This is a genomic window from Paraglaciecola sp. L3A3 (assembly GCF_009796765.1).
GTDB lineage: Bacteria > Pseudomonadota > Gammaproteobacteria > Enterobacterales > Alteromonadaceae > Paraglaciecola.
Map to the genome: position 1 here is coordinate 4,085,725 of NZ_CP047023.1, position 26,441 is coordinate 4,112,165.

General features: G+C 41.0%; 23 protein-coding genes. 17 read left to right on the forward strand and 6 right to left on the reverse strand.

Annotation, left to right across the window (positions count from 1 at the left end; genetic code table 11):
- Positions 1 to 2 precede the first annotated feature (2 nt).
- Both GQR87_RS17000 and GQR87_RS17005 read right to left on the reverse strand, forming a co-directional pair.
- Positions 3 to 2,459 (reverse strand): LamG domain-containing protein, encoded by a 2,457-nt coding sequence (locus GQR87_RS17000; protein WP_158971391.1) that lies wholly within the window; start codon positions 2,457 to 2,459, stop codon positions 3 to 5.
- Positions 2,460 to 2,461: 2 nt separating this feature from the next.
- Positions 2,462 to 3,700 carry a hypothetical protein gene (locus GQR87_RS17005; protein WP_233267303.1) on the reverse strand — a complete coding sequence of 413 codons (1,239 nt, stop codon included), beginning with the start codon at positions 3,698 to 3,700 and terminating at the stop codon, positions 2,462 to 2,464.
- A gap of 331 nt (positions 3,701 to 4,031) precedes the next feature.
- Here GQR87_RS17005 and GQR87_RS17010 point away from each other — a divergent pair, with 331 nt between their 5' ends.
- The 17 genes from GQR87_RS17010 to GQR87_RS17090 all read left to right on the forward strand — a co-directional run bounded on the left by GQR87_RS17010 (position 4,032) and on the right by GQR87_RS17090 (position 22,241).
- Positions 4,032 to 6,719 (forward strand): hypothetical protein, encoded by a 2,688-nt coding sequence (locus tag GQR87_RS17010; protein ID WP_158971393.1) that lies wholly within the window; start codon positions 4,032 to 4,034, stop codon positions 6,717 to 6,719.
- A gap of 1 nt (position 6,720) precedes the next feature.
- Positions 6,721 to 7,464 (forward strand): SH3 domain-containing protein, encoded by a 744-nt coding sequence (locus GQR87_RS17015; RefSeq protein WP_158971395.1) that lies wholly within the window; start codon positions 6,721 to 6,723, stop codon positions 7,462 to 7,464.
- Entirely contained in the window at positions 7,434 to 8,078 is a 645-nt protein-coding gene (locus GQR87_RS17020; protein ID WP_158971397.1) for an outer membrane beta-barrel domain-containing protein, read from the forward strand. Before GQR87_RS17015 ends, GQR87_RS17020 begins: the two co-directional genes overlap by 31 nt.
- 17 nt (positions 8,079 to 8,095) lie before the next feature.
- Positions 8,096 to 8,599, forward strand: coding sequence for a TlpA disulfide reductase family protein (locus tag GQR87_RS17025; RefSeq protein WP_158971399.1), 504 nt, complete (start codon positions 8,096 to 8,098; stop codon positions 8,597 to 8,599).
- 55 nt (positions 8,600 to 8,654) lie between these two features.
- Positions 8,655 to 8,843: a DUF4266 domain-containing protein gene (locus GQR87_RS17030; protein WP_370459642.1), complete on the forward strand. Its 189-nt coding sequence runs from the start codon at positions 8,655 to 8,657 to the stop codon at positions 8,841 to 8,843.
- Positions 8,830 to 9,984, forward strand: coding sequence for a DUF3570 domain-containing protein (locus tag GQR87_RS17035; RefSeq protein WP_233267304.1), 1,155 nt, complete (start codon positions 8,830 to 8,832; stop codon positions 9,982 to 9,984). The genes GQR87_RS17030 and GQR87_RS17035 overlap by 14 nt, the downstream gene beginning before the upstream one ends.
- A gap of 22 nt (positions 9,985 to 10,006) precedes the next feature.
- Positions 10,007 to 10,528: a hypothetical protein gene (locus GQR87_RS17040; RefSeq protein WP_199271636.1), complete on the forward strand. Its 522-nt coding sequence runs from the start codon at positions 10,007 to 10,009 to the stop codon at positions 10,526 to 10,528.
- A 3-nt stretch (positions 10,529 to 10,531) separates the two neighbouring features.
- Positions 10,532 to 12,535: a hypothetical protein gene (locus tag GQR87_RS17045; protein ID WP_158971405.1), complete on the forward strand. Its 2,004-nt coding sequence runs from the start codon at positions 10,532 to 10,534 to the stop codon at positions 12,533 to 12,535.
- The gene (locus GQR87_RS17050) at positions 12,532 to 15,441 is read left to right on the forward strand and encodes a tetratricopeptide repeat protein (RefSeq protein ID WP_158971407.1); all 2,910 of its coding nucleotides are present in this window, start codon (positions 12,532 to 12,534) and stop codon (positions 15,439 to 15,441) included. The genes GQR87_RS17045 and GQR87_RS17050 overlap by 4 nt, the downstream gene beginning before the upstream one ends.
- On the forward strand, positions 15,428 to 16,120 hold the full coding sequence (locus GQR87_RS17055; protein ID WP_158971409.1) for a M48 family metallopeptidase: 693 nt from the start codon (positions 15,428 to 15,430) through the stop codon (positions 16,118 to 16,120). Before GQR87_RS17050 ends, GQR87_RS17055 begins: the two co-directional genes overlap by 14 nt.
- Positions 16,121 to 16,123: 3 nt before the next feature.
- Entirely contained in the window at positions 16,124 to 16,441 is a 318-nt protein-coding gene (locus tag GQR87_RS17060) for a hypothetical protein (protein WP_158971411.1), read from the forward strand.
- A 62-nt stretch (positions 16,442 to 16,503) separates the two neighbouring features.
- Entirely contained in the window at positions 16,504 to 17,169 is a 666-nt protein-coding gene (locus GQR87_RS17065; RefSeq protein ID WP_158971413.1) for a MotA/TolQ/ExbB proton channel family protein, read from the forward strand.
- 12 nt (positions 17,170 to 17,181) lie between these two features.
- Complete coding sequence (locus GQR87_RS17070; RefSeq protein WP_158971415.1) at positions 17,182 to 17,727, forward strand: biopolymer transporter ExbD; 546 nt, start codon at positions 17,182 to 17,184, stop codon at positions 17,725 to 17,727.
- Positions 17,724 to 18,260 carry a biopolymer transporter ExbD gene (locus GQR87_RS17075; RefSeq protein WP_158971417.1) on the forward strand — a complete coding sequence of 179 codons (537 nt, stop codon included), beginning with the start codon at positions 17,724 to 17,726 and terminating at the stop codon, positions 18,258 to 18,260. Before GQR87_RS17070 ends, GQR87_RS17075 begins: the two co-directional genes overlap by 4 nt.
- On the forward strand, positions 18,260 to 19,270 hold the full coding sequence (locus GQR87_RS17080; RefSeq protein WP_158971419.1) for an AgmX/PglI C-terminal domain-containing protein: 1,011 nt from the start codon (positions 18,260 to 18,262) through the stop codon (positions 19,268 to 19,270). The genes GQR87_RS17075 and GQR87_RS17080 overlap by 1 nt, the downstream gene beginning before the upstream one ends.
- Positions 19,271 to 19,639: 369 nt before the next feature.
- Positions 19,640 to 21,478 carry a hypothetical protein gene (locus GQR87_RS17085; protein ID WP_158971421.1) on the forward strand — a complete coding sequence of 613 codons (1,839 nt, stop codon included), beginning with the start codon at positions 19,640 to 19,642 and terminating at the stop codon, positions 21,476 to 21,478.
- 118 nt (positions 21,479 to 21,596) lie between these two features.
- Positions 21,597 to 22,241, forward strand: coding sequence for a response regulator transcription factor (locus tag GQR87_RS17090; RefSeq protein ID WP_158971423.1), 645 nt, complete (start codon positions 21,597 to 21,599; stop codon positions 22,239 to 22,241).
- A gap of 322 nt (positions 22,242 to 22,563) precedes the next feature.
- Here the strand turns inward: GQR87_RS17090 and GQR87_RS17095 are convergent, their stop codons facing one another.
- From GQR87_RS17095 to GQR87_RS17110, 4 genes are read right to left on the reverse strand one after another with little or no spacing between them, the layout of a single operon-like run.
- Complete coding sequence (locus tag GQR87_RS17095) at positions 22,564 to 23,880, reverse strand: hypothetical protein (RefSeq protein WP_158971425.1); 1,317 nt, start codon at positions 23,878 to 23,880, stop codon at positions 22,564 to 22,566.
- A 28-nt stretch (positions 23,881 to 23,908) separates the two neighbouring features.
- Positions 23,909 to 24,220 carry a DUF2007 domain-containing protein gene (locus GQR87_RS17100; protein WP_158971427.1) on the reverse strand — a complete coding sequence of 104 codons (312 nt, stop codon included), beginning with the start codon at positions 24,218 to 24,220 and terminating at the stop codon, positions 23,909 to 23,911.
- A gap of 25 nt (positions 24,221 to 24,245) precedes the next feature.
- Entirely contained in the window at positions 24,246 to 25,358 is a 1,113-nt protein-coding gene (locus GQR87_RS17105) for a PilT/PilU family type 4a pilus ATPase (protein WP_158971429.1), read from the reverse strand.
- Positions 25,359 to 25,368: 10 nt separating this feature from the next.
- Entirely contained in the window at positions 25,369 to 26,412 is a 1,044-nt protein-coding gene (locus tag GQR87_RS17110; RefSeq protein WP_158971431.1) for a type IV pilus twitching motility protein PilT, read from the reverse strand.
- Positions 26,413 to 26,441 lie beyond the last annotated feature (29 nt).

Genomic DNA, 26,441 nt, shown 5'->3' on the forward strand with positions numbered 1-26,441 from the left:
CCTCACTGAATGAGCATAGCAGCACTGCCTAACACGGCAGCACAACTGGCTTTAACTATGGTTTGGGTATACTGGGCGTCACATACTTTGTCACCCGAGCAATCACTAAGTTGGCTAATTAATTGATTTAATTCATTTTCAACATCAAGCCGTGAGGGTTGCGATTCGATATCACTACCTAACATATTGTCTAACAACGAAGTCGTTAGCTGTTGCCTGACCTCGGTGGTGAAAGCCGTAGAGGCCGGTTGCGAAAAATCAAATCCACTAAAGTAAGCTGAGCGTAAACTAGTTGACGACACTAATGCATCACAATACTTAATGGCCAACTGAGTGACGGCCATTTGGTTGGATGCCAAGAAACTATCAATATTGGTTACCGATGGTAATTGCTGAGATAAGGTATCGAAAGTTTGTTTAGTGCCAGCATTTGAAAGTGGCACGCCTGTCATCACCGACATACTAGCGTTAATTTCGGCAAAGTTTTTCACGCCTATATCAGGCTGAGGTAAAGTATCTGCAGCTATCGCCGTCGCTGGGGGGGCAGCTTCCACCCGAACATGTTCGAACTCGCCAATTTGATCGAATAACAAGAAGAACTCGTCGGCAGCGGGGCCTTTTTCAAGTTGCACTAACGTCCCTAATCGAGATAAGGGCTGTCCCTCTCCAGGGATATAAGTTTGCGGGCTAATTTGCGTATCTAGATTGGCGTAAGCTTGGCCAAATGTGAGCTCTCGGCCATTTAAACCCAGTGTCAAACCTTGCAAACTGACATCCGGGATGATCGCTTCGCTATTCAAGTTGTAAAAATATGGTTCGCTAAACAAATAGCTGTAGTTATCGAATTGGCTCACTTTGAACACTATGTAACTTTGTTCCGTCGCCAGCCATTCACTTAGGTTAAATAACAAAAAATACTTTTGTCCAATACCTGCATCAAAGTTTTTAATAATTTGCCCCGGCTCTAGCACTCTATTATGCATAGCGACCATACGAATAGTGCCTGCCCATGGCATATCGCCAGACACTTCATTACCTAAGACAAAGGCAAAGCTGTCATCCCATTCGTTTAAAATGGCGCCTGTTTGTTCATCTAGATCGTCGGTAAAAACACCGTTTACATATATTTGTCGGCCAGTAATAGGGCTAAAATTCACTACTACATGTTGCAACGCAGCCTGTAAATCTTCATCACCATCTGCAGTTGACAACATAGGTATGCCATTGACATCCCCCTGATCTGAACGCAACAAAACGTCATAATTATATAGGGTTTGTCCTAAGGTGAAATTACGTCTGTCTTTGCCTCCAGAATAACTCACAATGCGGGCTGGCCCTTCTTGCGTGACGTTAGCAGGTGCGATCCAGGCTTCGATAGACAACTCTCCGGTTGAAGTCAGTAAATCATGAATTTTTTTACTATTGGTGGTCGAGCCTTGAGCTTTACCATCAGCTAATTGAATGCCATAGCCCCCGACCCAATCATATTCACCACTTAAGGTTAAATTTAACGCTGGCTCTACTCCGCTTGTATCAAAAGCAGTATTGCCGCTGCCGGTTTTGAATTCCCATTTAGCAATTAGATTAGACTCAAACCGGCCACCACCTGTGGCTAATGTGCCATCAAACAGAGTTAAAGCTTTCGAATAAACTAAGCTTGGGTCTAATGCAGTGGTGTCAATCTGATCGGCCATATCCTGAATAGCAGCCACTAAGGACTGTGCATCAGAGGCACAGTCAGTCCAACAGTTATGAAATTCATCACGTACCCTGCCCACAACACGAGAATCCATAGGCGAGTCTAAATTTAATCTTGGGATCGCAGCCTCGTATGCCTCATTTATATCTGCCGCAGCAAAATACGGCGAAATAGGAATGGCAGCCGAATTGGTATGGCAACTGGCACAATTAGCGGTTAATAAGGGGTAAACTGTCGTAGAAAACAAATGAGAATCGGCTGGAAAGTTTTTATTTTCTCCCGGCGTCTTTTCCATTGGCGCTTCAAGTACAATCTCGGTAGCGACCGCTTCATCACCCCGCCAATTGGCGATCCAAGTGGTCAAAATATCAGCGCAAGCCTGCGCACTGCTTAACCAGCAATTGTGCCCCCCCGCAACTTTAGTCACTAACAAAGAATCTTTAGGGCTGTCTAAGGTTATCAAAGGGTTAGTATCGGTATAGGCAAGGTTAATATCATCATTACGAGCAAAACTAGGAGATTGTTCACCTTGTACATGACAGGCACCACAGCGGTCTTCTGTGGCGATATTGTCCCATAGAGCTAATTTAAAGTTTTGGATATCATCGGTACTCGGTGCAGGCCCTGCGTAATTTTCCACAGGTTGCTGATCTGTTGGAGGCAAGGGCGTTTCTACAACTTCTGCTACACCATTCCCCCCACAACTCGTTAGCGTGACAACACCCATCAATAGGAGCCCAGAGCAAGTAAATTTATTCATCTCTATTCTCCCTTACAATAATCAGCGGCGTTCGCAAACACGCCTTTAATTTTGTAACCATCTGCTTGGAAGTTATTCACTATAGTATCGATTTGACTTCTATCCGTGGCATCTTGAGGAGACCGTAAACAAACATTTTGAAATACTTTTTTCACTTGGCATTGGGCAAAAGCTTGGCTGTGAGCCAACTCTTGGCCCATACTTTTCGCGCCATTGCCCGCCCCTGGTAAACTATCATCCCAGCCCAGAAATTGATTAATCCCCTTACGCCAATAGTTGTCCCATTTATCATCTGGGGTGACAAAACCAAATGGGAAATTATTACCGTTGATATGGTATTTTCCCTGAACCCGACTACCAGTGTCAGCATCAAGTTGACCTTCAGTATTGTATTGCAAACTGCCGTTTTCACCGTTTGGATCTGACTCTACATTGTAGTCATATTCATAATAAGCGAATGATTGAGCTAATGGGTCCATCCCCGTATGACAGCCCGAACATGAGTTAATAAATATGCGACTGTCGCCACCTGGACTACGTGACACATCTTGCCTAATTCTATCCGGTGATAGGCTAGTATCTTTTAATCCTTCAAGATCGGTGCACATATGATTGATTAGGGTAAAACGGAACATGGCGCGATTAGTGCCATCTTTAAAAAATGATTTTGCCGCTGCGCGAGTGGTCAACACCCCGGCTGTTGCCTCAGCTGGTAACCCAGTCACTGCGGATTGAGTTGTCGCCACTAAAGCCGTTTGTAAATCAATACTCTGCTCATCCAGAGCTTGATACAAATTATTATTGTTATTCGAATATGCAGGCAGAGCTAAGTTTGCGTTTGCCACATATAAAATATCGCCACTTAAAATTTGCCTAAAATCCACATCATCTCGAGCGATACCAATTACCGTAGCAGTATAATCATTCAGTGGTACGAAAATATCACTTTCTTCATTAGTCCAAGGTGCCACCCAATTTTTTAAAGTCACATTATAAAAATTGGCATTATTCATAGCTAAATCTGCTGCAGCTCGTGTATCGCCATTACTAATGTAGGTACGCATTTGTTCTAGTACAACTTGAGAAGGTGGCACACCAGCCAAGCGGTCATGGATACGTTTAGCCTGCTCTGCAGGGCCAGCTAAACTTGAATGAGATAAAATCAAAGCGACGAATGAAATAAGCGTTTGCTGCCACTTGGTCCTGCGAATGTGTGTAGGTTTAGTATAAAAACCAACCATATGAATGCTCCCGTAATACGTACCTATCATTTGATTGATAATAATAGATGGACCGATATAAGCTGCATTAAGCACCTATATTGACCAATTTAAAATATACTCACTGACCCATGCGGATATAATTTCATAACTAATAAACCAACTTTTCATCGCCAACACCATAAATCATTTATCAGGCTATACTTCCAAGTATTAAAAGTTATGCGCAAGTATAACCATTAGTCTTGTTTTATATCCCTTAGAATGAAAATCTGTACACTTGCACATCAGCATATTATTTTAAATCTGATATACATATACATTCCTCTATCAAGGCAAGGTATTGATACATATGAAAATAGCACTGTTTTCACCCTTATTTTTATGCTGTTTAGCAGCTTTAGGGTTGAGTGCCTGTAATTCAGACGTATCAATTGAGCCTTCAACTCAAGCCCCTGATCCTGTAGTGGTGGATATTCCAATTGCTTTTATAAAACGCAGCTTACCTATAGATGAAAACAATCAAGCAGTAGAGTTTGATTTACGGGAACCAAGCCAATTTGTGCCAGGCGCTGCCTTGTATATTAAAGCTAGAGCCAGTGCTACAGAAACCGAAATCAATATTACCGACCAAGCCTTCATCACAGAAGACGCTAGCGAAGCCCCTTTATATGATGTAAAGGATTTAGAAGCTTCTTATGATGGCAACCGCTTGTTATTTTCCATGCGTGCACCAGAAATTGAAGGTGCTAATGATGATGAACAACCCACTTGGAACATATGGGAATACAACCGTACCACAGATGAGTTAAGACGCATTATCAGCTCAGATATTGTTGCTGAGGCTGGTCAAGACACTGCTCCAGTCTATCTTCCAGATGGCCGTATTTTGTTTAGCTCAACACGTCAACGTACCAACCAAGCGATATTGTTAGACGAAGGCAAACCTCAATATTCAGGGTTAGAAGAAAGCCTACGACGCCCTGCTTCGGTATTACATGTGATCAACAGTGACGGCTCTGAAATTGAACAAGTGTCTTTTAATCAGAGTCACGATTTAGACCCCTTAGTGTTACAAAATGGCAAAATATTGTTTAGTCGTTGGGACCAAATGGGCGGCGATAAAGGTATACATCTTTATCAAATGAACCCAGATGGCAGTGATTTAGAAATCATCTACGGCCGTCATAGCCACAACCAAGAAGGCATAGATCAGTCTTTACACTTTGTACAAAGCAAAGAAACACCGAATAACAAAATTCTACTGAGCCTATTACCTTATCAACAATCACGCTTAGGAACAGATATAGTCGAAGTAGATATCACCAATTATATCGACATACAAACACCTAGTGCAGCGAGTCCTGGCATAAATGGCAATGCCCAGCAGTCGGCCCTATTCGACAATGTACAGATCAATACAGAGATTTCACCGGGTGGCTATTTTGCTGCTGTTTACCCATTATGGGATGGCAGTGGCAGACAATTATTCAGCTGGAGTCAATGCCGAGTATTTGATCCAGAACAAGTCATCGAAGATGGTTCAACAATCGCCCGTAAAATACTGCCCTGTAATGATGAATTATTAGCCTTAGATACAATTGAAATGGCGCCAGAGTTATATGGTTTATGGATATATAACCCAGATGAAAATACCCAAAGCTTAGTTAGTATTCCAACAGAAGGAATGGCTTATACCGAAGTCGTCGCCATGGAGTCTCGTCCTAGTCCAGCGAATGCACAGCAAGCAGTCGAATTTGACACTGAGTTAGCAGACAACAATACAGGGGCGCTTCATATTCGAAGCGTTTACGATATGGCTGGCCTAGATACGACCCCAAATGGGCTAGCAGTGATGGCTGATCCTGCTCAAACCTCGGCTGATAATCGACCGGCTCGCTTTATTCGCATAATAAAAGGGGTATCAATTCCAGACGACGATACCTTAGATTTTGATAATGATGCTTATGGTCGCAGCCGTAATCAATTAATGCGAGAAATTGTCGGTTATGCCACTGTAGAGCCAGATGGCTCTGCCAAATTCCAAGTGCCTGCCAATGTGCCCATTGCTCTAAGCATTTTAGATAAAGACGGCAAACGAATTAGCCAACGTCATCAAAACTGGTTACAAGTGACATCTGGCGAAGTGAAAACCTGTAATGGTTGTCACCAAAGTAATAACCAAGCCCCTCATGGTCGATTAGCAGCAGAAACTCCTTCCATTAATTTAGGGGCGGCGGTAAATGGCTTACCTTTCCCCAATACGAACCCAGATTTATTTGCCGACGCCGGCGAAACCATGGCACAAACAAAAAGTCGCATCAACGGCTTAGCTTACCCTCAAGCTGATATTCAATTTAGTGATATTTGGGTTGACTCAGCAGAGCAAGACGCTTCCGCTGATTTCAGTTATGCATACCAAGATATGCAAACTCCACTGCCTATTTCTGCAAGTTGTGCACAGAATTGGCACAATCTGTGCCGAATTACCATTAATTACCCTGTACATATTCAACCTATCTTTGAATTATCTAGACAAGTGTTCGATGACATGGAACTGTTGCTAGAAGATCATACTTGTATCAGTTGTCACAGCCCAGCTGATATGGATGGCATGACCCAAATACCAGCGGCGCAATTAGACCTCACCATTACTGTGTCTACTGACAATGCCGATTTACTGACCAGTTACCGAGAGCTACTATTTACCGACAATGAACAAGAACTTATCGAAGGTGTGCTCATAGACAAATTAGTTGAGGTATTGGACGGCAATGGCGACCCTGTATACGAAACCGACGAAGAAGGTGAGCTCATTCTAGATGCCAATGAAATGCCCATCCCAGTATTTACCACAGTTCGCGTCAATAACACTGTCAGCACTAACGGAGCCCGTTCAAGTTCTCGATTTTTTGCTCCTTTTGCTGCAAACGCTTCACATCAAAATTGGCTTAGCCCAGTAGAACTAAAATTACTAGCAGAGTGGATGGATATTGGTGCACAAAATTACAATAACCCTTTTGATTTTCCGGCTAATTAGCATGTTACGAGTATTCCTTCATTTGAGCCTAATGGCTTTTACCCTACTTAGCAGCCAAGTGAGAGCGGATACGGCAGAAGTACAAATCAGTCAAGCTTTTGTCAACGTACACACTGGCCCTGCAAGTGGTTACCCTGTTTTTCAGGTGATTGAGCGAGGCGAATGGGTCACAGTTTTAAAACGCCGAACAAATTGGTTCAAAGTCATGTTAGGTAACAAACAACAGGGCTGGATCACTCAGGCAGATCTCAACCAAACTAAAAATATAACGGGTGAAAAAACGCAAATTAAGGAAGGTAGCCTTGCTAATTTTGCCGAACGAGATATAGAGCTAGCAATATTTGCGGGTACATTTGATTCCGTTAATGGATTGTCCTTTGCAGGTTCTTGGGTGTGGACCGAAAACATTGCCACAGAATTAAGCTATACCCAAGCCTTAGGTGATTTTTCAAAAAATGAACTGCTAATGCTTAGAATACAACATTCTATGTTTCCCGAATGGCGCTTGAGCCCTTACCTATCTTTAGGTGCCGGCTTAGTTCGAACTACCCCAAAAGCCAGTTTAGTACAAAGTGGCGACGAAGTTCGCAATAGCGATGCCCTTGAACTGGGCTTAGGTGCCCGTTACTACTTAAACCGTAATTTTATCATTCGCTTAGAATACAAGAATTTACTTGTCATTACCGACCGTGACGAACAACAGGAGTTAAACCAATGGAACCTTGGTTTCGCAGTTTTCTTTTAGGCCTACTTTTGGTAACGCCTAGTGCATTTTCCCAGCAAACATCATCTACTAGGGCAACCCCCCCGATGGTAATTGAACCTAAGGTTGAACGTCGAGATATTAACGAAGCAGACATAGATACCGAAGATTTTGAAATTGGTGTGTTTTTTGGCAGCATCAGTATTGAAGACTTTTCAAACTCATCTCTTACCGGCCTACGGTTAACCTATCATCTAACTGAAAGCGTTTTCACCGAGGCCAGCTATGGGGTGGCCGAAGGTGGGCAAACTAGCTACGAAATCCTCAGTGGTGGCGCACCTTTTCTAACGGACGAAGAAAGAGAATATAGTTACTACGACTTATCATTAGGCTACCGTTTTAGTGGCGAAACCTTTATAACCCAAAACTGGGTATTCAATTCAGACTTTTACCTTCAAGCTGGCGCGGGCAATACCGAATTTGGTGGCGATGACCGTATGACAGTGACAATAGGCGCAGGTTATCGTTTGTTATTAACCGACTGGTTAGTGCTGCGTTTTGACGGAAAAGACCAAATATTTGATAGTGAAATAATCGGTCCGAAAAAAACCACTCACAACCTAGCATTTAGCCTTGGCTTGTCGGTTTTCTTTTAAAATAGGAACACACAATTATGAAATCTCTTGTCACCCATTTTTTATATATATTGACCACATCTTTAATCATTTTTAGCTATACGGCTCAAGCAGACACCACTGAAAAACTTGCTCCTGACTTCACATTAAAGAGCAATCAGGGAGCCAATATGCGGTTATCAGAACAAAGAGGCAATGTGGTACTCATCAATTTTTGGGCGTCTTGGTGTGGGCCATGTCGTGAAGAATTACCTAAAATGGAAAAGATCCAACAAGATTATCAAGATTTGGGCTTTACCATACTTGCCATTAATGTGGATGAAGATTCAAATAAAGCCGATATTTTGTTAGACGATATAAAAGTCACCTACCCCATCCTCTTTGACCCAAGTTCAAGTGTTAGTCAATTATACGATGTCAGTGCCATGCCAACTACAGTCATTATCGACCGCAACGGCAAGCAAAGATTTTTACACATGGGTTATAAATCTGGGGATGAAAAAAAGTACGCCAAAATGGTTAAAGCACTAATACGTGAGTAAGCCCATGTCGATATCACCTTTATTTAAATATGTCATCATCTTAGCCAGCACTGTGATGATGACTGGTTGCGCCACCAAAATTGAGCCTTGGGTCAAACCTTATGAAAGAAGTCATTTGGCAGATCCTATTATGAGTCAAGGGCGCAATCCAGTGACAGCTAGCTATATGAAACACGTACTCGAAGCCAGAGAAGGGGCAAGAGGAGCGGAAGGCGGAGCAGGAGGTGGTTGTGGGTGTAACTAGTTATAGTCAGTCAATGATTAAGCTCGGGTTATGTACCTTGGTCTTATTTCTTGCAGCCAGTAGTTGGGCGGCAGTGTTGCCACAAGATCGTTCCGATGCGTTATATCATTCATATAATGGCGATGGAGTGAGTATCGATGGCCCTTCAGTTTTATTGCGCAAAAAAATTAGCGATAAAGTATCTATATCGGCCAATTATTATGTGGACAGTATTTCTGGAGCCTCTATTGATGTGCGTGCCACAGCAAGTGAATACCAAGAAGAGCGCAAAGAAACCACCCTGGCTGCAGACTTCTTACATAACAAATCCATACTCAGTTTAAGTTACACAGCAAGTGACGAAAATGACTTTAAAGCACGCTCTATATATTTAGGTTTATCGCAAGATTTCTTTGGCGACTTGACCACCCTATCCCTAAGTTATGCACGAGGACAAGACGAAGTTGGCAAAACCGGTGATGCTAATTTTATAGAGCAAGCCGATAGACAAAAATATGGTCTGGGGCTTACTCAAGTCGCCACTAAAAACTTAATTATGGGCTTAAGTCTAGAGAATATTTCTGATTCTGGTTATTTGAACAACCCCTACAGAAGCATTCGTTTTGTTGACCCCCAGGCCGCAAAAGGTTACCGCTTTGTCACTGAAATATATCCCAACTCACGTAGCAGTAATGCTCTAGCCTTAACCGCTAACTATTATCTTGCATACCGCGCATCAATACATGGCGAAGTTCGGGTATATCAAGATAGTTGGGGGATTAAAGGCAGAAATGCCAAGTTAGCTTACACCCATACTATTGGCGATGAATGGATTATCGACATTCGAAGTCGTATTTATTCTCAAGATAAAGCGGATTTCTATCAAGACTTATTTAGCCGTGAAAATGAATTTAATTTCATGGCACGAGATAAAGAACTCAGTACCTTTTCTAACTTATCAGTAGGCTTAAGTGTGAGTTATGAAAAAAGTTTATCTAGTACGGCCACATTTAAAAAGTGGTCAGTTAATGGTGAAGTAGATCACATACGCTTTAAGTACGACGATTTTCGCAATGTATTAGCTGAAGGAGCGGTAGGTGAAGAGCCTCTATTCGCCTTTAATGCCAACGTGTTACGTGTATTTTTCTCTGTCTGGTATTAGGCCAAACGTTTAAGGAATTATGATGAAAAAATTAATCATACAAAGCCTAATCAGCTTAACAATATTTGCCAGTGTTAGTGTTTTTGCACAGACCCAGTCCACTGCCCCCATTGCCAAACAAATTGAAGATTTGAAAAAAGAAATCATTGCACTAAATCGAGATTTATTTATTTTGGAAGAAGATTTACTCTTTCCTTCAAGCACCCAACTTGCCGTTTACCTATCTATTGATGTTGGTACTTACTTTCAATTAGATTCAGTAGAATTAAAAATTGGTGATAAAACCGTCACCCATTATTTGTATACCCAAAAACAAATTGATGCCTTACATCGAGGCGGCGTGCAGAAACTTTATATAGGTAATATCGCCCAAGGCGAACATGAAATAAGTGCATTCTTTCATGGCCTTGGACCTGAAAAACGTCCATACAAAAGAGGAGTCGTATTAAGCGTAGATAAAGATGAAGACCCTAAAGCAATTGAATTACAAATACGTGATTCAAACTTAAAGCTGCAACCTAAATTTGAGGCAGTGGAACTGTAAAGCATGCGCCTAACTTTTTATTTACCTCAACTTAAATGGACAAAAATCAGCAGCTTATGGCCACTGATACTGGTGCTATGGGTGACTAGTGCTTTGGCGAAAACCATAGACACAAACAAGCCAGAAGAATACCTAGCTAAACAAAGCTGGGGGCAGGTTTTATTTGAATTTTACCAACAAAACTATCGACAAGGATTAGTACAATTAGCAGTGGCAGAGCAGCAAAGTTTAGGGGAATACAAGCAACAGGCACAAGTGGCAAAAGGGGGAATGAGTTTAGTTTACGGCCTAAATAATCAAGCGGAACAGATACTGACTCAATTAACCGAACAAGCAGAGCCTGAGGTGCAAGCACAAGCTTGGTTTTGGTTAAGCAAAGCTTATTTTGATTCTGGCCAGTATATAAAAACCCAGCAAGGGTTAGATAACAGCCAAGCATGGCGCAAACAATATGATATTCAACAGCAAGAGCAACTCGCTTACATACAAGGTCAACTATTAGTTGCCATCCCCAATCAATCGGCTAGCCAACAGCGGTTTTCAAATGTTGTAAACAGCTTACCAAATGATTCGGTGTATCGACCTTATCTGCATTATAACTACGGACTATTTGAATTAGAAAAGGGAGAATATCCTTTAGCCATAGCCTCATTCAGACAAGCACTTAACGACTTATCTGCTCAAGAAAAGGCTCCTTGGCAACAAAGTTGGTGGGCAAATTGGACCAATGGTTTATGGTTTAAGCCCACAGACAAAATGACTGAAAGCGAATACCAAGGATTAAGTGATCGTATTCATTTAGCTTTAGGTTATACCTATTTAAATACCTTAGAGACAGAGCAAGCACTTACCCACTTTTCCAATGTGCACAGTCAGCGACAAGACGGAGCCAATGCATTATTAGGTTATGCCCAAGCATTAGCTAATCAAGGTAAGCTGCCTATGGCTTTGGCTATTTGGCAAAAAATCAGTATTGATTTCCCTGCTAGGGATGCCGCATTACAAGGCTTACTTGCAATGGCGTGGCAACTAGAACAAGCTGGAGATGAAGTGCAAGCTTGGCAAAAATTACTGGTCTCAGAAAAGCAGTTAGCTGTCGCCCAGCAAGATATCAACACTAGCTTAGCTCTTATCCAACAAGCTGATTTTTTACCACGTATATTAGTCCTGACCGAAAATACACAAGCTAATCTAGATGGGATTACATGGCCCCTTAGCCAAAGCGATATAATGCAATCATTTCTGGCAGGCCAATCGAAACAACAACTCAAGACTTGGCTCGACCTGCAACAAGAAAGCAATTTACTGACAGCCAAAAAACAAGATTTAGCCGAATTTAAAAGCCTATTAGATGAGCGTAAACAGGCGGCTGTCGCACGAGGTAAACAAGTAGCACAAAAAGATTTTGTGCTAAAAACAACTGAGTTAGACAAGCAATTACAAAGACTCTCTAGGCAAGTGGAATTAGCTCAAGCCACCCAAGATGCCAGTGGCTTAGCCAATGAAAGCCAACTGGCGCAATTGGCTAGAATTCAGCAAGCCAAGTTACGTATTACAAAGATTAAAGGGAGACAAAAATTATCTCCTAGTTATGCTAAAAGGTTGGCACGAGTAGATGGTATATTGACTTGGTATTTTGCCGATAATTTTCAACCTTTATTATGGCAACATCAGCAAGGGATAACAGAAACTGAACAACTTTTAGACATAGCCAAACAAAGCCAAACCAACTTACTTAAGCAAATTGCTGCACCGGCTGAATATACAGAGCAATATCAAAAAATAGCCCATTTAGCTGGGCGAGTAAACCATCATCTACAGACCATTAAAGGCCTGCAAAAAAATATCAGCCAACAGATCAAATCCAAAGCAATCAGCAAATTATCCACTCGTCAGATTTATTTAGACCAAGTGGAGCAAAGCATACAATTGGCGAAACTAAGACTACAAGACCAAGATCCTCAACAACTTTCCCCTAATGAAAAGAATATAGGAGAAACACAATGAAGGTACCTAACTTGTTAACTTGTAACTCTCTAAGCTTGCCTATTGGCATAGTTGTTTTACTGATGACAGGTTGCCAACTATGGTCAGCAACAGAAGAGGTAAAGGCACCTTCAACTAATCGTATACAGCCAGCCTCACCGCTATTTGCCAGCGCACTAGAGCCGATAAAAATAACCCCCAGTAAGATGGGGCCTGCCGATTTAATTCATTTACGTGATACCTACGCCAAACTGACTCCAGAAGTACAAGATCCTAAGCAGCAACAGCAAATGCGCAAACGTCTTGCTAGTCTAGAAATGCTACTAGCAGAACAAGAGCAAGAACAAGGTTTAACTAGTGACACCGGTTATTATCAGCAGGCAATTCAAACATACTTAGGCATACAAAAAGAAGAGCATTTAGGCGAGGATGGAGCGCATATAAGTTATCAACTATCTCGAGCTTATGATCTACAAGGCAATGCCCAAGCCAGTTTTGCAGAACTTAGTTCGCTGATCCAAACCTACCCTACTAGCCGATACATAGCCGAAGCTCACTTTAGACAAGGTGAATATTTGTATGCAAAAGGCGAATTCAGCCGTGCCGTTGAGGCGTACAATCAAGCTGTCACTTTCCCAAACAGTGAATACTTTGCCATGTCAGCCTATATGTTGGGTTGGAGTCAATTTAATTTAGATAATCAGCAACAAGCAGCACAAGCCTTTGGCAAAGTATTAGACAAATACTTGGGGGCTGAATCTTGGCAATTCGGAGAACCTGAAGATGAACAGCCTTTAAGAGCCGGTGAACAAAGGTTAGTTAACGATAGCGTACGTATTATGTCGTTAATATTTTCTTACGCCAGTAACGAACAAAGCCTATTAAGCTTTATCGAAAATATTGGAGCGAGGCGTTACGAACATATTCTGTTTGATGGTTTAGCCCAGTTACAACTAAATAATGACCGCTTTAAAGATAGTGCTAATGCCTATTTAGCTTTTGCACAGCGACACCCCACTCACCCGCTGGCTGCAGACTTTTACGTTAAACATATAGACGCCTATATTTTAGGGGAATTCCCCAGTCTAGTGATGCCCGCCAAACAAGGTTATGTGGAAATGTTTGGCATTAATGGTAGCAGTTGGGCAACACAACCGAAAAGCATTCAGCAAAAGTTAACCCCATACTTACGTCAGTATCTGAATGAACTTGCCCAATACGAACATGCAAGAGCACAATTATTAGTCAGTAGGTCTGAATCCAATACCCAGCAACAACATATTGCCGCTTTCATCTCAGCCGCCCGTTGGTATCAAGAATACATTGACACTTTTGAAAATGAAAAAGACACAATCGAGAAACGTTTCTTATTGGCAGAAAGTCTGCACGATGGGGGGCAAATCTTAGCGGCAATTACAGAATTTGAACGCTATGCCTATGACATCCCTCAAGGTAACAAAGCAGCTGATGCAGCCTACGCAGCGATACTCAGTTACCGAAAGTTGTTAAATACTTCAGCCACCGACACTGACACATCTTTAGTCACCGCGTCATTCGCCAGCCAAGAGAAGTTTATTAATACCTTTACTACAGATAAACGAGCTAATGACATAGCCTTGTTATTAATGCAAACACGCTTTACCAATAAGGAATATCCGGTAGCCATTGAGCTAGCAAACTGGTTAATGTCTCGATATAACAATGCTTTGGGCAAAAACAATTCAGATAAAACGTCACAAATATACTTATCAGCCAGTTTAGTCGCCGCCCATAGTTTATTTGCGATCCAAGACTTTACTAACGCTGAGCAAGCCTACCAAAAAGTATTAGCGCAATTAAATACAAAAGATAAACGTTATGTCGATATGCAAGAAAGACTAGCAGTGAGCATTTATCGCCAAGGCGAACTTGCCCAAACTAACCAACAACTCGATCAAGCTGTCAGCTTATGGCAACGTATTGTCACTGAACTGCCAAATAGCCAAGTGCGTTTAAATGCGCAATATGATGCAGCTACTTTGTTGCTACAGCAACAAAACTGGTCAGCAGCCATAGCATTATTAACTGATTTTGCTAGCCGTTTTGAGCAACACCCATTAACTCAAGGTATAGCTGACAAACTCATTTTTGCTTATGAGAAAAACGAACAGTGGGAGTTGGCAGCAGATGGATTATATGAAATTTGGCAACAAACCCCACAACAAGAAGAGGGTCGACTAGCCCTGTGGACTGCAGCTGAGTATTACCAAAAAGCACAGCTACGTAGCAAATACTTACCTGCCTATCGTCAATATGCCCATACTTACCCAGCTCCATTTGACACAGCCACAGAAGTGCGCTTTTTAATGAGTGAATTTTACCTAACCAGTAATGAAGACAGTAAACGACGTTACTGGTTAAACAAATTAATTACAGCAGATAAACAAGCTGGAGAAAATCGCACAGTACGCTCTCAATACCTAGCAGCTAAGGCAAGTATGGTATTTGCCAAAGATGCAGTTTATGTGTTTAATCAAATCAAACTCACTTTACCCCTAAAATTAAGTTTAACTAAAAAGCGTCAAGCCATGGATACAGCAATAGCCAAGTTTGATCAGGTGATGGCTTATGGTGTCGCTGAATTGAGTAGTGCCGCCAATTATCAAATTGCGGAAATTTTTCGTGTTTTTTCAATTGACCTAATGACCTCGGAACGTCCTAAGGGCTTATCGGTACTAGCACTAGAACAATATGAATTACTCCTTGAAGAGCAAACCTACCCATTTGAAGAGCAAGCCATTGAATTACATGAATCCAACGTACAGCGCAGTTGGCAAGGTAATTACGATCAATGGGTAGAAAATAGTATTAATCAACTCAGTAAACTGTTGCCGGTACGTTATGGTAAACAAGCAATAACTGGAGAGTTAGCCAATGAGTTATTTTAATTCGCTGTCCATTGCGATCCTTAGCCTTGGCATATTACTTAGCGCCTGTGGTTCGACAACGGTTACCAAGAATATAGAAGTTGTAGCCAACAATAATAATAGTCAGCAAAACGTCACACCACCATCAGCAGAAGCCATACTATTGGCTAGACCTAATCAGTATAGAGCGACCGAACCTAGTATGCCGCCAACGATGGAGAGACAGGTAAAGCTAGCTTTAGAGACAATCGAGCAACAGCAATATCCTCAAGCCTTAGATTTGATTGCTAACTATGTCCAAGCAGATACTAAACATTCAGCTATCTGGGTGGTAAAAGGCGATATTGCAGCAGCACAAAAACAAGACTCCCAAGTAATAATTGGCTATTACAATCAAGCAGTAGCCATTAATCCTAATAATTACTTAGCTCATAACAGATTGGCTATTTTATTCACTAAACAAGGTGAATTCGACCAAGCCCTAAACCATTACCAACAAGCGATAGATAGTTGGCCTGGTTTTGCTCCAGCCTATTTAAATCGTGGAATTTTACTCGACATTTATATGGGAAAAAAACAACAAGCTCTTGATAGTTACCAAACATACCAAAGCATAATCACCTTAACCCAAGGTAAAGAAGCCAAAAAAGTGCGGGGCTGGATTGTCGATCTTACCCGCCAGCTTAAACAACAAGGCTAGACCATGAAAAAGACCCTATTGATCATACTCGGCTGTACTCTACTAGGTAGTCTATCGGGATTCGCTCAGGAGCCCGTTGAACAAGGAAAATCGAAAGCTATCGCCAATAAAATAAAATTAGAAGCCACTTTTCGAGGTAATCAAGAGCAACCAAAGGTATTAACCATCGTACCTTGGCAGTTACCTGTTTATACCGCTATAAAAGGTCAACAACCAAGCCATATCAAGCCCTTGCAGCTAGAACCTATTTTTAGAAAAAGCTTTGTTAACGAGCAAAAGGTATTTGAAAAGTTATTCAAATCGAACAGTACACCTCAATAAGCATACTTAACTTTACATGACCCCATGCTAGTGTGGCTTCAGTTATTTACTGGAGATCAAATATGGACACCTACAACACTATCGTCAGGTTCTTCCAAGAAGGCGGCTCGTTTATGCTGCCTATTTCAATTGTACTGGCCTTGGGATTAGCCATAGCAATAGAACGCTTTATGTTTTTAGCCGGTGCGCTTCGTAAGAATCGCAACGCGTTTAATGAAATAGAATCATTACTGGCCGAAAATAAATATGACGCTATTGTGAAACTCGGTACTCAGCAAGCTGCGCCTATTGCCCGTATTATTAGTGCAGGGATTGGACGTATGTCCACCAGCCAACGTCGTGAAGATATTGAATACGCCATGGAAGAAGGTTTAATGGAAGCGGTACCAAGACTTGAAAAGCGCACCGCATATTTAGGCACCTTGGCCAATATTGCCACCCTATTAGGACTACTTGGTACCATAATTGGTTTAATCGCTGCTTTTACTGCGGTTGCTAATGCCGACCCAGCAGAAAAAGCCAGCTTGTTGTCACAAAGTATTTCGGTGGCAATGAATACCACTGCCTTTGGTTTGATAGCCGCCATCCCACTGTTAGCCTTTCATTCAGTTTTACAAACTAAAACCACTGAAATTATCGATAGTATGGAGATGGCTGGAGTGAAATGTTTAAACATTTTGATCAATCGTCAAGAAGTCAGCCCCAATACTCGTAACAGCGACAGATAAAGGCAGCTCACTATGCTAAGACGTGGCCGAAAAATCAAAAAAGCAGATGCAGAACTAGATATCACTTCTTTCATGAACCTCATGATAGTGCTGGTGCCTGTTCTGCTAATGATGATGGTGTTCTCTAAAATCACTGTTTTAGAGTTAAAGTTACCGGCTTTATTGTCTAACGCACCGGCCTCTGAATTAGAAAATAAACAACTAGAATTGATAGTCAATAACCAACAGATAAGTGTGTACTACCCAGCTGGCTACCTACTACAAACAATAGAAGCGAAGCAAACACAACACGATTTAGAGCAATTACAACAAATTTTAAAACAACTGAAACAAACCTTATTAAGCAAAGGGGCTGACAAAAAAGATATTGTCTTAATGTTAGACGACACCGTCCCTTACCAAACTATTGTGCACCTTATGGATACAACGCGTTCTTATCAAGATGTGATTGGGGTAGACCTAGTGGATGCTGAGTTGTTTCCAGAAATATCCTTTGCCGATGCACCAACATTAGCTGCAGAAATCCCAGCCACAAATAATAATGGTGCCAATCGATGAAAATGTCAGTTCGTGCGCGCAGATTACAACGTAATTACAAACGCAACAGCAAACAAACTAAGTTAAGCCTAGTGTCGTTAATGGATATTTTTACTATCCTAGTGTTCTTTTTAATGCTCAATGCATCTGATGTACAGGTATTACAAAACGACAAGTCTGTGACCTTGCCAGAATCAACAGCCAATACGGCGGCTAAAGAAACCTTATTGTTACTGGTCAACCAAGATCAAGTGATTCTACAAGGTAAAAAAATGGCTGACATTCCTGATATATTAGCTAGTCAAAATGAAGTGATCGCCAGTTTAGTCGAAGAACTTAACTATCAAAGCACTCGCCAAGCTAGCACTTTAACCACAGATGAAAATCAGCCAGCTCCCGAAGGTTCAGCCAAAGCCATCACTATTATGGCCGACCAAGCTATGCCTTACGCTTTACTGAAAAAACTAATGCAATCATGCGCTCAAGCCGGATATACCGATATAGCCCTTGCCGTTGAACAGAAGACTCCCACTAATCAAGGCGAGGGGGTGTAATGAGTAGTGCCTTAGTGAGTCAATCGGTATTACCTTGGTCGAGCAGTGCCAAAGAAAACACACTATTTAGTCGTATTACTTTAGCGGTTTTAGCCATCACACTTTTGGCTGCCTTATGGGTAAAAATAGTTGAATTACCAGAAGCGCCTAGAATAGAAATAGAAAAACTTCCGCCTCAATTAGCAAGGCTCATTAAGGCGAAACCACTTGAGGTTAAAAAAATTGAACCACCTAAGCCTGAACCGGCAATAGAACCTAAATCCGAACCTAAACCAGAGCCAAAAATTGAAAAAAAGCCTGAGCCGAAACCCAAACCTGTGGTGCAAAAGCCTAAAAAGCAAGCTACCCCCAAACCTAAGCCGAAAGCGCCGCCTAAACCTGATCCCAAAGCTGAGATAGCAAAGGCCAAGGCGAAAGCACAAAGCTCTGGCTTACTAGCTTTTCAAGATGATTTAGCCAGTATGCGCAAAGATTTACAACTGAATAACCTAGCCAAAACCGAAACCATTAAAGGCGGTGGTGAGCAAGCCAAAACCGAACGCAAGTCTGTAGGAGAATTAGTAAACAGCACCAGTGGCGGGGTGAATAGTGCTAACTTATCAACCAATGTAGGCGCAAAAGGTGAATTAACCGGTCGTCGCAGTACCGAGTTTGTCGCGCCATCGGAAGGCGTGGCATCATTAGCCGCTAAACAGATTGAACGGGAAGATGAAATAATCGGTGATCGCAACTTAGAAAATATTCGTAAAACCATAGATGAACACAAAGGTGCGATCTACTCGTTATACCGTAAAGCCTTACGTAAAAACCCTGAACTAGAAGGAAAAATTACCGTAAAACTAGTGATAGAGCCAGATGGCAATATTTCAACTGCTAACATTGTCAGCAGTGAACTAGGTGACGAAGCGCTAGAAAAACGCTTGTTAGCACGGATTAAAATGATTCAGTTTGGTAGCCTAAATGTAACCCAAACCCAACTAGAATACTCTTTTAACTTTTTACCTTTTTAATCTGAACTCTAAATAACAAGTGTTGTTTGAATCCACTTATATTTCAAATACTTATAAATACTCACTCAGTTGGGTTTGGATTAAATCAACTATTCATTTTCAAGTGAGCCATTTCACCGGCTCTGGAAACTCTGCAACTAATCTCAGTTAAACTAGCACTAATACCAATCCACATTGATAGCACTAACGACAACAAAATTTAAAAATCAATCTGCTTTACCCCACTTTTTTACTAAGTCAATCACTAGAAAATAGCTCACTACCAAGGTATTGGTATGTTCATTTAGATACAACATTAATAACATCGCTATAAGGTTGATCTAAAAAATCAACCTAATTACTGTCGTTTTTACATAAGGAAATCATAAAATGAAATATACCAATTTAGTCATAAACTCATTAACAAATATTATGTTAGGAGTTCGAAACTGTTTACTTATATTAATTACTTTACTTACCCTTGGCTGTTTTGATTCTGCTAATAAATCTACAGATGACCCGACAAGTAATCCTGCAGGTGAGTCGACAATAACCAGCATAATTACTGTCGTTAACACACGAGGTATGCCACTTACTGATGTAACGGCCACCTCAGACACTTTCACCATACAATCTCAAGCATATAATGAGCAAAGTCAATTACAAATAGACCTTGACTCATCAAGTTCATATGGAGTAATTCGCTTATCTAAGGCAGGTTATTCAGACGCCATACTTTTTCAAGAGCATAGCGAGCTTTCTCAAAGCCATACAGTGACACTGCTTGAGCGAGCGCCCGCGATTATATTTGACGCTTTTCTGGGTGGTGAATTGACAGGAATTGACGGCGCAACAGTAAGCATACCCAGCGAATCACTTGTCAGGGCAGATGGCTCTCTGGTCACTGGCAATGTAGAGCTCTATATTACGCCGATAGATATTCAAGATGAAATGACGGCACATGCGTTTCCGGGCAGCTTTTATGGCTTACCCAATGCAGACGAAATACCAGTAGGGTTAGAAGTTCAACAACAGTTATTTTCGTTCGGTGTCACTGAGTTTTCTTTTTATGAAAACGGTGAAGAGCTACAATTAAAAGAAGGCGCTGTGGCAGAAATAGAGCTACCTATCTATGTCAGTAAAAATATTTATGATGAGGACTTAGTTATTGGCGGTAAAATTCCATTATGGAGCTTAAATGAGTCAACAGGTCTTTGGGAGCAGCAGGGTGAAGGGACAATCGTAGCCAACCCTCAGGTAGAATCAGGATTTTCTTTAAGTGGCACCACCACACATTTCACCTATTTTAATGCAGACCAGTGGGGGCTTTCGAGTAGCGGATCTGCTTCAGCCGAGGATAGAAGGGTTTGTGAACTTTCCATTACACTTGTTGGGGCAGTAATAGGTCAACCTACATACTTCTCTATTACTTCATTCTTTGGAGGCCCCATATCAACCTTGCCAAAGTTATTTACTTACGATGGCACTGATATCAGAACTATCATTCCTCAAGGTGCCAATGTGAGGGCAAATGCTGAACAAGGTGAGCGTATCGCGTCAGATATTATTAGATGCTATGAGGAGTCGCTCGCTGTCGATCTGGTTTTAGAGGAGACCCTGCCAGAATTTACACGTTGGAGTTTAAAAGCTGAACCTGTTTTTAGTCGCGAATCGGATAATGATCCCTATGAAATAGTCGAAAATGAAGTGCTGATTGGCGGAACGTTCATTGGTGATGAGTTTGTTGACGTCGAAACGAGTCTGGTCGGTGCTGAAGTACTGAGTTTACCGCAAGCACAATTTTTTGCCGCTCGCTTTACGCCTAGTGATACAAGTCCCACGGTTATTACCGCGACCCTTTCAAATGACCTCGGCTCAACTCAAGAAGTGAGCTCCTTAGATTACGTGAACTCTCATTCTCCCGTTATTGAGTATTTCTACGTTCACCCTACTAGTGATTCTGAATTGAAATATACGTGGAAAGTAAAAGGCGCAGATAGCGGTAAGGTGAATTACTTAGGTGAAGATGTGACCTCTTTAGATACTGCTTTATATAGTATTGATGATATAGAATCAGGCTCCTTTAAGGATTATCGACTTTTTGGGCGGACTGGTTATTTGGAAATCATATTTCGAAATCAGTATGGCGACACGGTTAAAGTGGCAAGATTGAGTCAACTGGTTAGATGTCTACCTGGTTCCGAAGATTCTTCTTGCCAGAATAATTAATTTAATTTGAGGCCTTGCACGACTTAGTTCCCATTATTTCGGAATATAGTTGAACTAATGTCGTGCAATAACTTATATTTATTTCAAGGCTAGATCACCAATCAAGGACTTCTGTTTTATGCCTAAATACACGGTAATTGTAGTTGAAGACGATCTAACTATTTTAGCAAGATTTTCTGCTCTAATCGCGGCCCAAGAAGACTTAGCTTTATTAGCCATTGCATCCACTAAACAGGAGGGCATAAACGCACTTCTGCTGCATAAGCCAGACATTTTATTAACCGACATAGGCTTACCTGATGGCTCAGGTATTGACATAATTAAGGCCATCAATAGAGAAAAACTGGACTGCGAAGCCATGGTTATTTCTGGTTTTCAAGATGAACATATTGTTTTTCGTGCGTTAGAAGCTGGAGCTAAATCTTACATTCTTAAACATGATGATGAGGTAATAATTACTGACGCTATTCATTCAATGATGAAGGGCGGCGCACCAATGAGCCCTATCATCGCGCGTTTAATGCTACAAAAATTTCAATCCCATAGTCAAAATAACGCGCTACCAGAAGCATTAACAGATAGACAAGTTAGTATACTAAAATTGATTAGTCAGGGGTTTTCTTCAAGAGAAATATCAGAAAAACTCGACATCACCTATTACACAGTTACCACCCATATTAAAAATATTTATACCAAACTACAGGTGAACAGCAGAACAGAAGCGTTACATGAAGCATTAAAATTAGGTTTAATTCAACTCTAGCAACTTAACAACTAAGAAGTTTGGACATATTAAGTGACAGTGATTGAATAAGCTAAGCAAGTCAGCCACAGGCATTATCGAGTTAGTCTGTATCAATGAAATGGAATTATCATGAGGCGTCATCAGAATTCAGGATTTTGACACCGGCTTAAATGCCAAAAGTGCATGTATTGCTCAAGATAGGGGCATTATGAACATGAATTACAAAGCCAAACAGATCGCGCCATTTTTGAAAGCAAACCTTTTAAAGGAAAGACTAATCCCAATAAACATCTATAAACGCTTTTATTTATTGGAGTTGGGCTCCCTAATTAAAATGGAATTAGTTTTTTCTTCGATACTTTTCCATACGTTTTTTTTGCTCTGCTATCTGAGTTTGTAGCTCATTTTTATAAGGGGATTCAGCCAAAAAATTATCAGCTTGAGTCTGACTATTTCTAGCAAAGCTCATATAAATAGACACCGAGCTAGCTAGGTACTCCTTTTTGTCAGTAAACACATCAAGATGTGTAGAGGCAAACTCTGGGTTATTACGAGCACTCTCTTTCACCACTTTTTTGACCAAAAAATCTGAGTCTATTCCGCCCTGTTGCTGCAACCAACTGACTGCTTTATCTGGATTGATATAACTCAACGATCTGGCAACAAATTGTGCTCTAGCTTGGCGATTAGTGCTATCTGCAGTGTTCATATAAACTTCGGCGGCTCGATCAGAATCAGAAAAAAGCCAAGTGCGATATATATCGTATTCCAACTGCTTTTTCTGCTTTTCATCTTCTATTGTCGCTAGCCATTCAATTGCATCTTCAGGCTCAGTTCTGGCCCAAGCTCTGACAACATCCTGTGTGAGTTTTTTATTATCTAACTCTTTGGTTTTATCCATAACATGGATAAAATCCTCAGAAGTCGATAATAATCGAGTTAAGCCTGAAACAGCCATAGACAATTGCCGCATATTTTTGGCAAAAGGCGCTAAACTATCAATCGCCAAGTCTACATCTTGTTTGGCTAAATTAGAAAAAATGCTATGCAAAGGACGATTTTCTTGGCTGAATTGATTTGAACTGACACTAGTTTTAAACCAATCTAAAGCAGTTAAAGGGTCGTTTTCAGCCCACGTACTTAATACGGCAAATCGACCTACTGCTTGTGCTTTATTAGACTCGACTTGCTGTGCAATAAAGGCCATTGCATTTTCAGGTTCAAACTCAGCATAACGACTTAACAGCAATGAAAACAACTGAGTTGATTCAGCATCAAGAGCACTTGTATCTAGCTCATTAAGTGCGGTAAACAATTGCTCTGGACTGAGTTCTTGTATTAAGTTGTAAGCTTTGGCTAATTTAGAGATGTTCATCCTAGAACTATTGTCTAACAATGTTTTAGCTTGTTGTAATAGTTGGTATGGATCTAACTGATTACTGCTACTTTGCTGGTTAATGGCAACAGTCAGTTGTTCTTGTTCACCCCTAGTTGGCAGATGTTGTGTTTGACTAACACTTGTTGAGACAAGAAATGGCGACGGCACTTCTGCCACTGATACATCAGTATTGCTGGCCGGCGTTTGTTGCAAACTATTGCCAATATAATATGCCCCCAGCAGAGAGAATACCCACAATAGTCCAATGCTATATTTCATCTATTATTCCATTAATTTAAACGTATAGTTATTCAGGTTTGTTGCTTGAACACTGCCAACACACTTCAAAATTGGCTTCATTTTTTTCTTGGCATTGAGGACAACACCAAGGGATCTCAGAAACAGGTTGAGCCAAAAACTCACTAATAAAGGCTTTAACTTTGGGCAACCATTGCAGATCATAAATCCATACTTCTGGTAATACATCTAATGGAGACAACTCTCCCATAGCGCCTATGGCAAATTCATTCTTGATAAAACATTTAATTCCTTGCTCTTCAATTAGCTGTTTTACTTGCCACACTCTGAACCTATCATTATCACTAAAAACTTTTTCCATTTTATCTACTACTCCAATACATCTATTAATCCATATCAATAGACACATTTGAAAGAGAGCCTAAAGCATTTCCTTCATCTGAGTCTAGCTTTATCATCAAACGTAAATCATTGGGTGAATCAGCATGATGAATAGCATGTTCAAGAGTGACTTTTCCTGCTTTATATAAATCATACAGCGCCATATCGAAGCTCTGCATGCCCATCTCTTTGCCTTTTTTCATGGCGTCTTTGAGGCTGCCAATTTCATTACGCTGGATCAGATCGGTCACTAACGGCGAGTTAAGTAAAATTTCAATGGCCGCCACTCGACCATTACCGTCAGGTGTAGGCACTAATTGCTGAGCCACAATAGCTCGCATATTCAAACTTAAATCAAAACGTAATTTTTCATGTTGATCGGGCGGCGCTAAATGCATGATTCGTTCAATGGCTTGGTTAGCATTATTGGCGTGCAAAGTTGCTACACACAAGTGCCCAGTATCAGCAAACGACATGGCATATTCCATGGTTTCCATTGAACGTATTTCACCAATTAGAATAACGTCTGGCGCTTGGCGTAAAGAACTTTTAAGGGCATCATCAAAAGACTTAGTGTCTATTCCTACTTCTCTTTGTGTAACCACACAATTTCCATGTTCATGCACAAATTCGATAGGATCTTCTATAGTCAATATATGCCCCCTAGAATGATGATTTCTATGACCCATTAATGCAGCTAATGAGGTTGATTTACCTGTACCTGTGGCTCCCACAAACAAAACCAAACCACGTTTTGACATAATGATATCTTTAAGAACTTCAGGTAACCCCAGATCTGCCACTTCAGGAATTTGTGTGACAATCCGCCTGATGACCATTCCCGCCATATCACGTTGCCAAAAAGCACTACAACGAAATCGGCCAATATCATCCCGAGCAATGGCAAAGTTACATTCTTTGGTAACTTCAAACTCTTGCTTTTGTTTATCTGTCATAGCGTCATGGACTAACGTGAGAGCATCATCCTCAGTTAAATTACTACCTCCAACTGGAGTCATTTCACCATTAACTTTGGCACTAACAGGAAAACCAACTGTGATGAATAAATCTGAAGCACCGAGATCTTGCATCGCTTCTAAATATGGGCCAAGTTCCATCAATTACTCCTTAAAAACCAGGTGATGTTTTTTTATCTATTGATTTAGCCGCGGCATCTTGTGGAGTAATTAAACCTTGCGCCACTAAATTTTGCAGACATTGATCCATAGTTTGCATACCGTGTTGTTGACCCGTTTGGATCACCGAATACATCTGTGGCACTTTATCTTCACGTATTAAGTTTCGAATAGCAGGTATACCCAACATAATTTCATGGGCAGCCACTCGGCCCCCGCCAATTTTTTTCAATAAGGTTTGTGAAATAACCGCTCTTAATGATTCAGATAACATAGAACGGATCATCGATTTTTCTGCCGCAGGAAACACATCAATCAATCTGTCAATGGTTTTAGGGGCTGAGTTAGTGTGCAGTGTTCCGAATACTAAATGACCGGTTTCGGCAGCTGAGATAGCCAAACGTATGGTTTCTAAATCACGTAATTCACCCACCAAAATAATATCGGGATCTTCACGCAATGCAGAACGTAAAGCGTTATTAAAACTGTGAGTATCACGATGGACTTCCCTTTGATTTAATACACACAATTTATTTTCGTGCACAAATTCAATGGGATCTTCGATAGTTAATATATGTTCCCGTTTAGTGCGATTAATATGATCAACCATTGCTGCCAAGGTAGTACTTTTACCTGATCCAGTAGCCCCCGTGACCAGCACAATACCTGTAGGTTGATTGATAATATCTTTAAATATTTGTGGTGCACCTAAGTCATCTAAGCTAAGGATTTCACTAGGAATAGTCCTTAACACTGCTGCTGCACCGCGGTTTTGCACAAAAGCGTTTACCCTAAATCGAGATAAATCTTTAACTTCAAATGAAAAATCCGTTTCTAAATTTTCTTCATATTCTTTGCGTTGTCTGTCATTCATGATTTCGAAGATCAAACTATGCACTTCTTTATGCTCTAAAGGCGGAATATTTAGTTTCCGCATTTCACCGTCAACACGGATAATGGGAGGTAATCCAGCAGAAAGATGTAAATCAGAGGCTTTATTTTTAACACTAAAGGCCAAAAGTTCGGTAATATCCACGAAAATTCTCCGTATATTTGTGATCCAAT

Excerpts from the sequence above, each read along its gene's own strand:
- GQR87_RS17055 (WP_158971409.1), top strand. The coding sequence starts at position 15,428 with ATGAGTTATTTTAATTCGCTGTCCATTGCGATCCTTAGCCTTGGCATA.
- GQR87_RS17060 (WP_158971411.1), top strand. The coding sequence starts at position 16,124 with ATGAAAAAGACCCTATTGATCATACTCGGCTGTACTCTACTAGGTAGT.
- GQR87_RS17095 (WP_158971425.1), bottom strand. The coding sequence starts at position 23,880 with ATGAAATATAGCATTGGACTATTGTGGGTATTCTCTCTGCTGGGGGCA.
- GQR87_RS17065 (WP_158971413.1), top strand. The coding sequence starts at position 16,504 with ATGGACACCTACAACACTATCGTCAGGTTCTTCCAAGAAGGCGGCTCG.
- GQR87_RS17100 (WP_158971427.1), bottom strand. The coding sequence starts at position 24,220 with ATGGAAAAAGTTTTTAGTGATAATGATAGGTTCAGAGTGTGGCAAGTA.
- GQR87_RS17010 (WP_158971393.1), top strand. The coding sequence starts at position 4,032 with ATGAAAATAGCACTGTTTTCACCCTTATTTTTATGCTGTTTAGCAGCT.
- GQR87_RS17105 (WP_158971429.1), bottom strand. The coding sequence starts at position 25,358 with ATGGAACTTGGCCCATATTTAGAAGCGATGCAAGATCTCGGTGCTTCA.
- GQR87_RS17005 (WP_233267303.1), bottom strand. The coding sequence starts at position 3,700 with ATGGTTGGTTTTTATACTAAACCTACACACATTCGCAGGACCAAGTGG.
- GQR87_RS17080 (WP_158971419.1), top strand. The coding sequence starts at position 18,260 with ATGAGTAGTGCCTTAGTGAGTCAATCGGTATTACCTTGGTCGAGCAGT.
- GQR87_RS17030 (WP_370459642.1), top strand. The coding sequence starts at position 8,655 with ATGATGACTGGTTGCGCCACCAAAATTGAGCCTTGGGTCAAACCTTAT.
- GQR87_RS17025 (WP_158971399.1), top strand. The coding sequence starts at position 8,096 with ATGAAATCTCTTGTCACCCATTTTTTATATATATTGACCACATCTTTA.
- GQR87_RS17015 (WP_158971395.1), top strand. The coding sequence starts at position 6,721 with ATGTTACGAGTATTCCTTCATTTGAGCCTAATGGCTTTTACCCTACTT.
- GQR87_RS17085 (WP_158971421.1), top strand. The coding sequence starts at position 19,640 with ATGAAATATACCAATTTAGTCATAAACTCATTAACAAATATTATGTTA.
- GQR87_RS17045 (WP_158971405.1), top strand. The coding sequence starts at position 10,532 with ATGCGCCTAACTTTTTATTTACCTCAACTTAAATGGACAAAAATCAGC.
- GQR87_RS17040 (WP_199271636.1), top strand. The coding sequence starts at position 10,007 with ATGAAAAAATTAATCATACAAAGCCTAATCAGCTTAACAATATTTGCC.
- GQR87_RS17050 (WP_158971407.1), top strand. The coding sequence starts at position 12,532 with ATGAAGGTACCTAACTTGTTAACTTGTAACTCTCTAAGCTTGCCTATT.
- GQR87_RS17020 (WP_158971397.1), top strand. The coding sequence starts at position 7,434 with ATGGAACCTTGGTTTCGCAGTTTTCTTTTAGGCCTACTTTTGGTAACG.
- GQR87_RS17075 (WP_158971417.1), top strand. The coding sequence starts at position 17,724 with ATGAAAATGTCAGTTCGTGCGCGCAGATTACAACGTAATTACAAACGC.
- GQR87_RS17090 (WP_158971423.1), top strand. The coding sequence starts at position 21,597 with ATGCCTAAATACACGGTAATTGTAGTTGAAGACGATCTAACTATTTTA.
- GQR87_RS17000 (WP_158971391.1), bottom strand. The coding sequence starts at position 2,459 with ATGAATAAATTTACTTGCTCTGGGCTCCTATTGATGGGTGTTGTCACG.
- GQR87_RS17070 (WP_158971415.1), top strand. The coding sequence starts at position 17,182 with ATGCTAAGACGTGGCCGAAAAATCAAAAAAGCAGATGCAGAACTAGAT.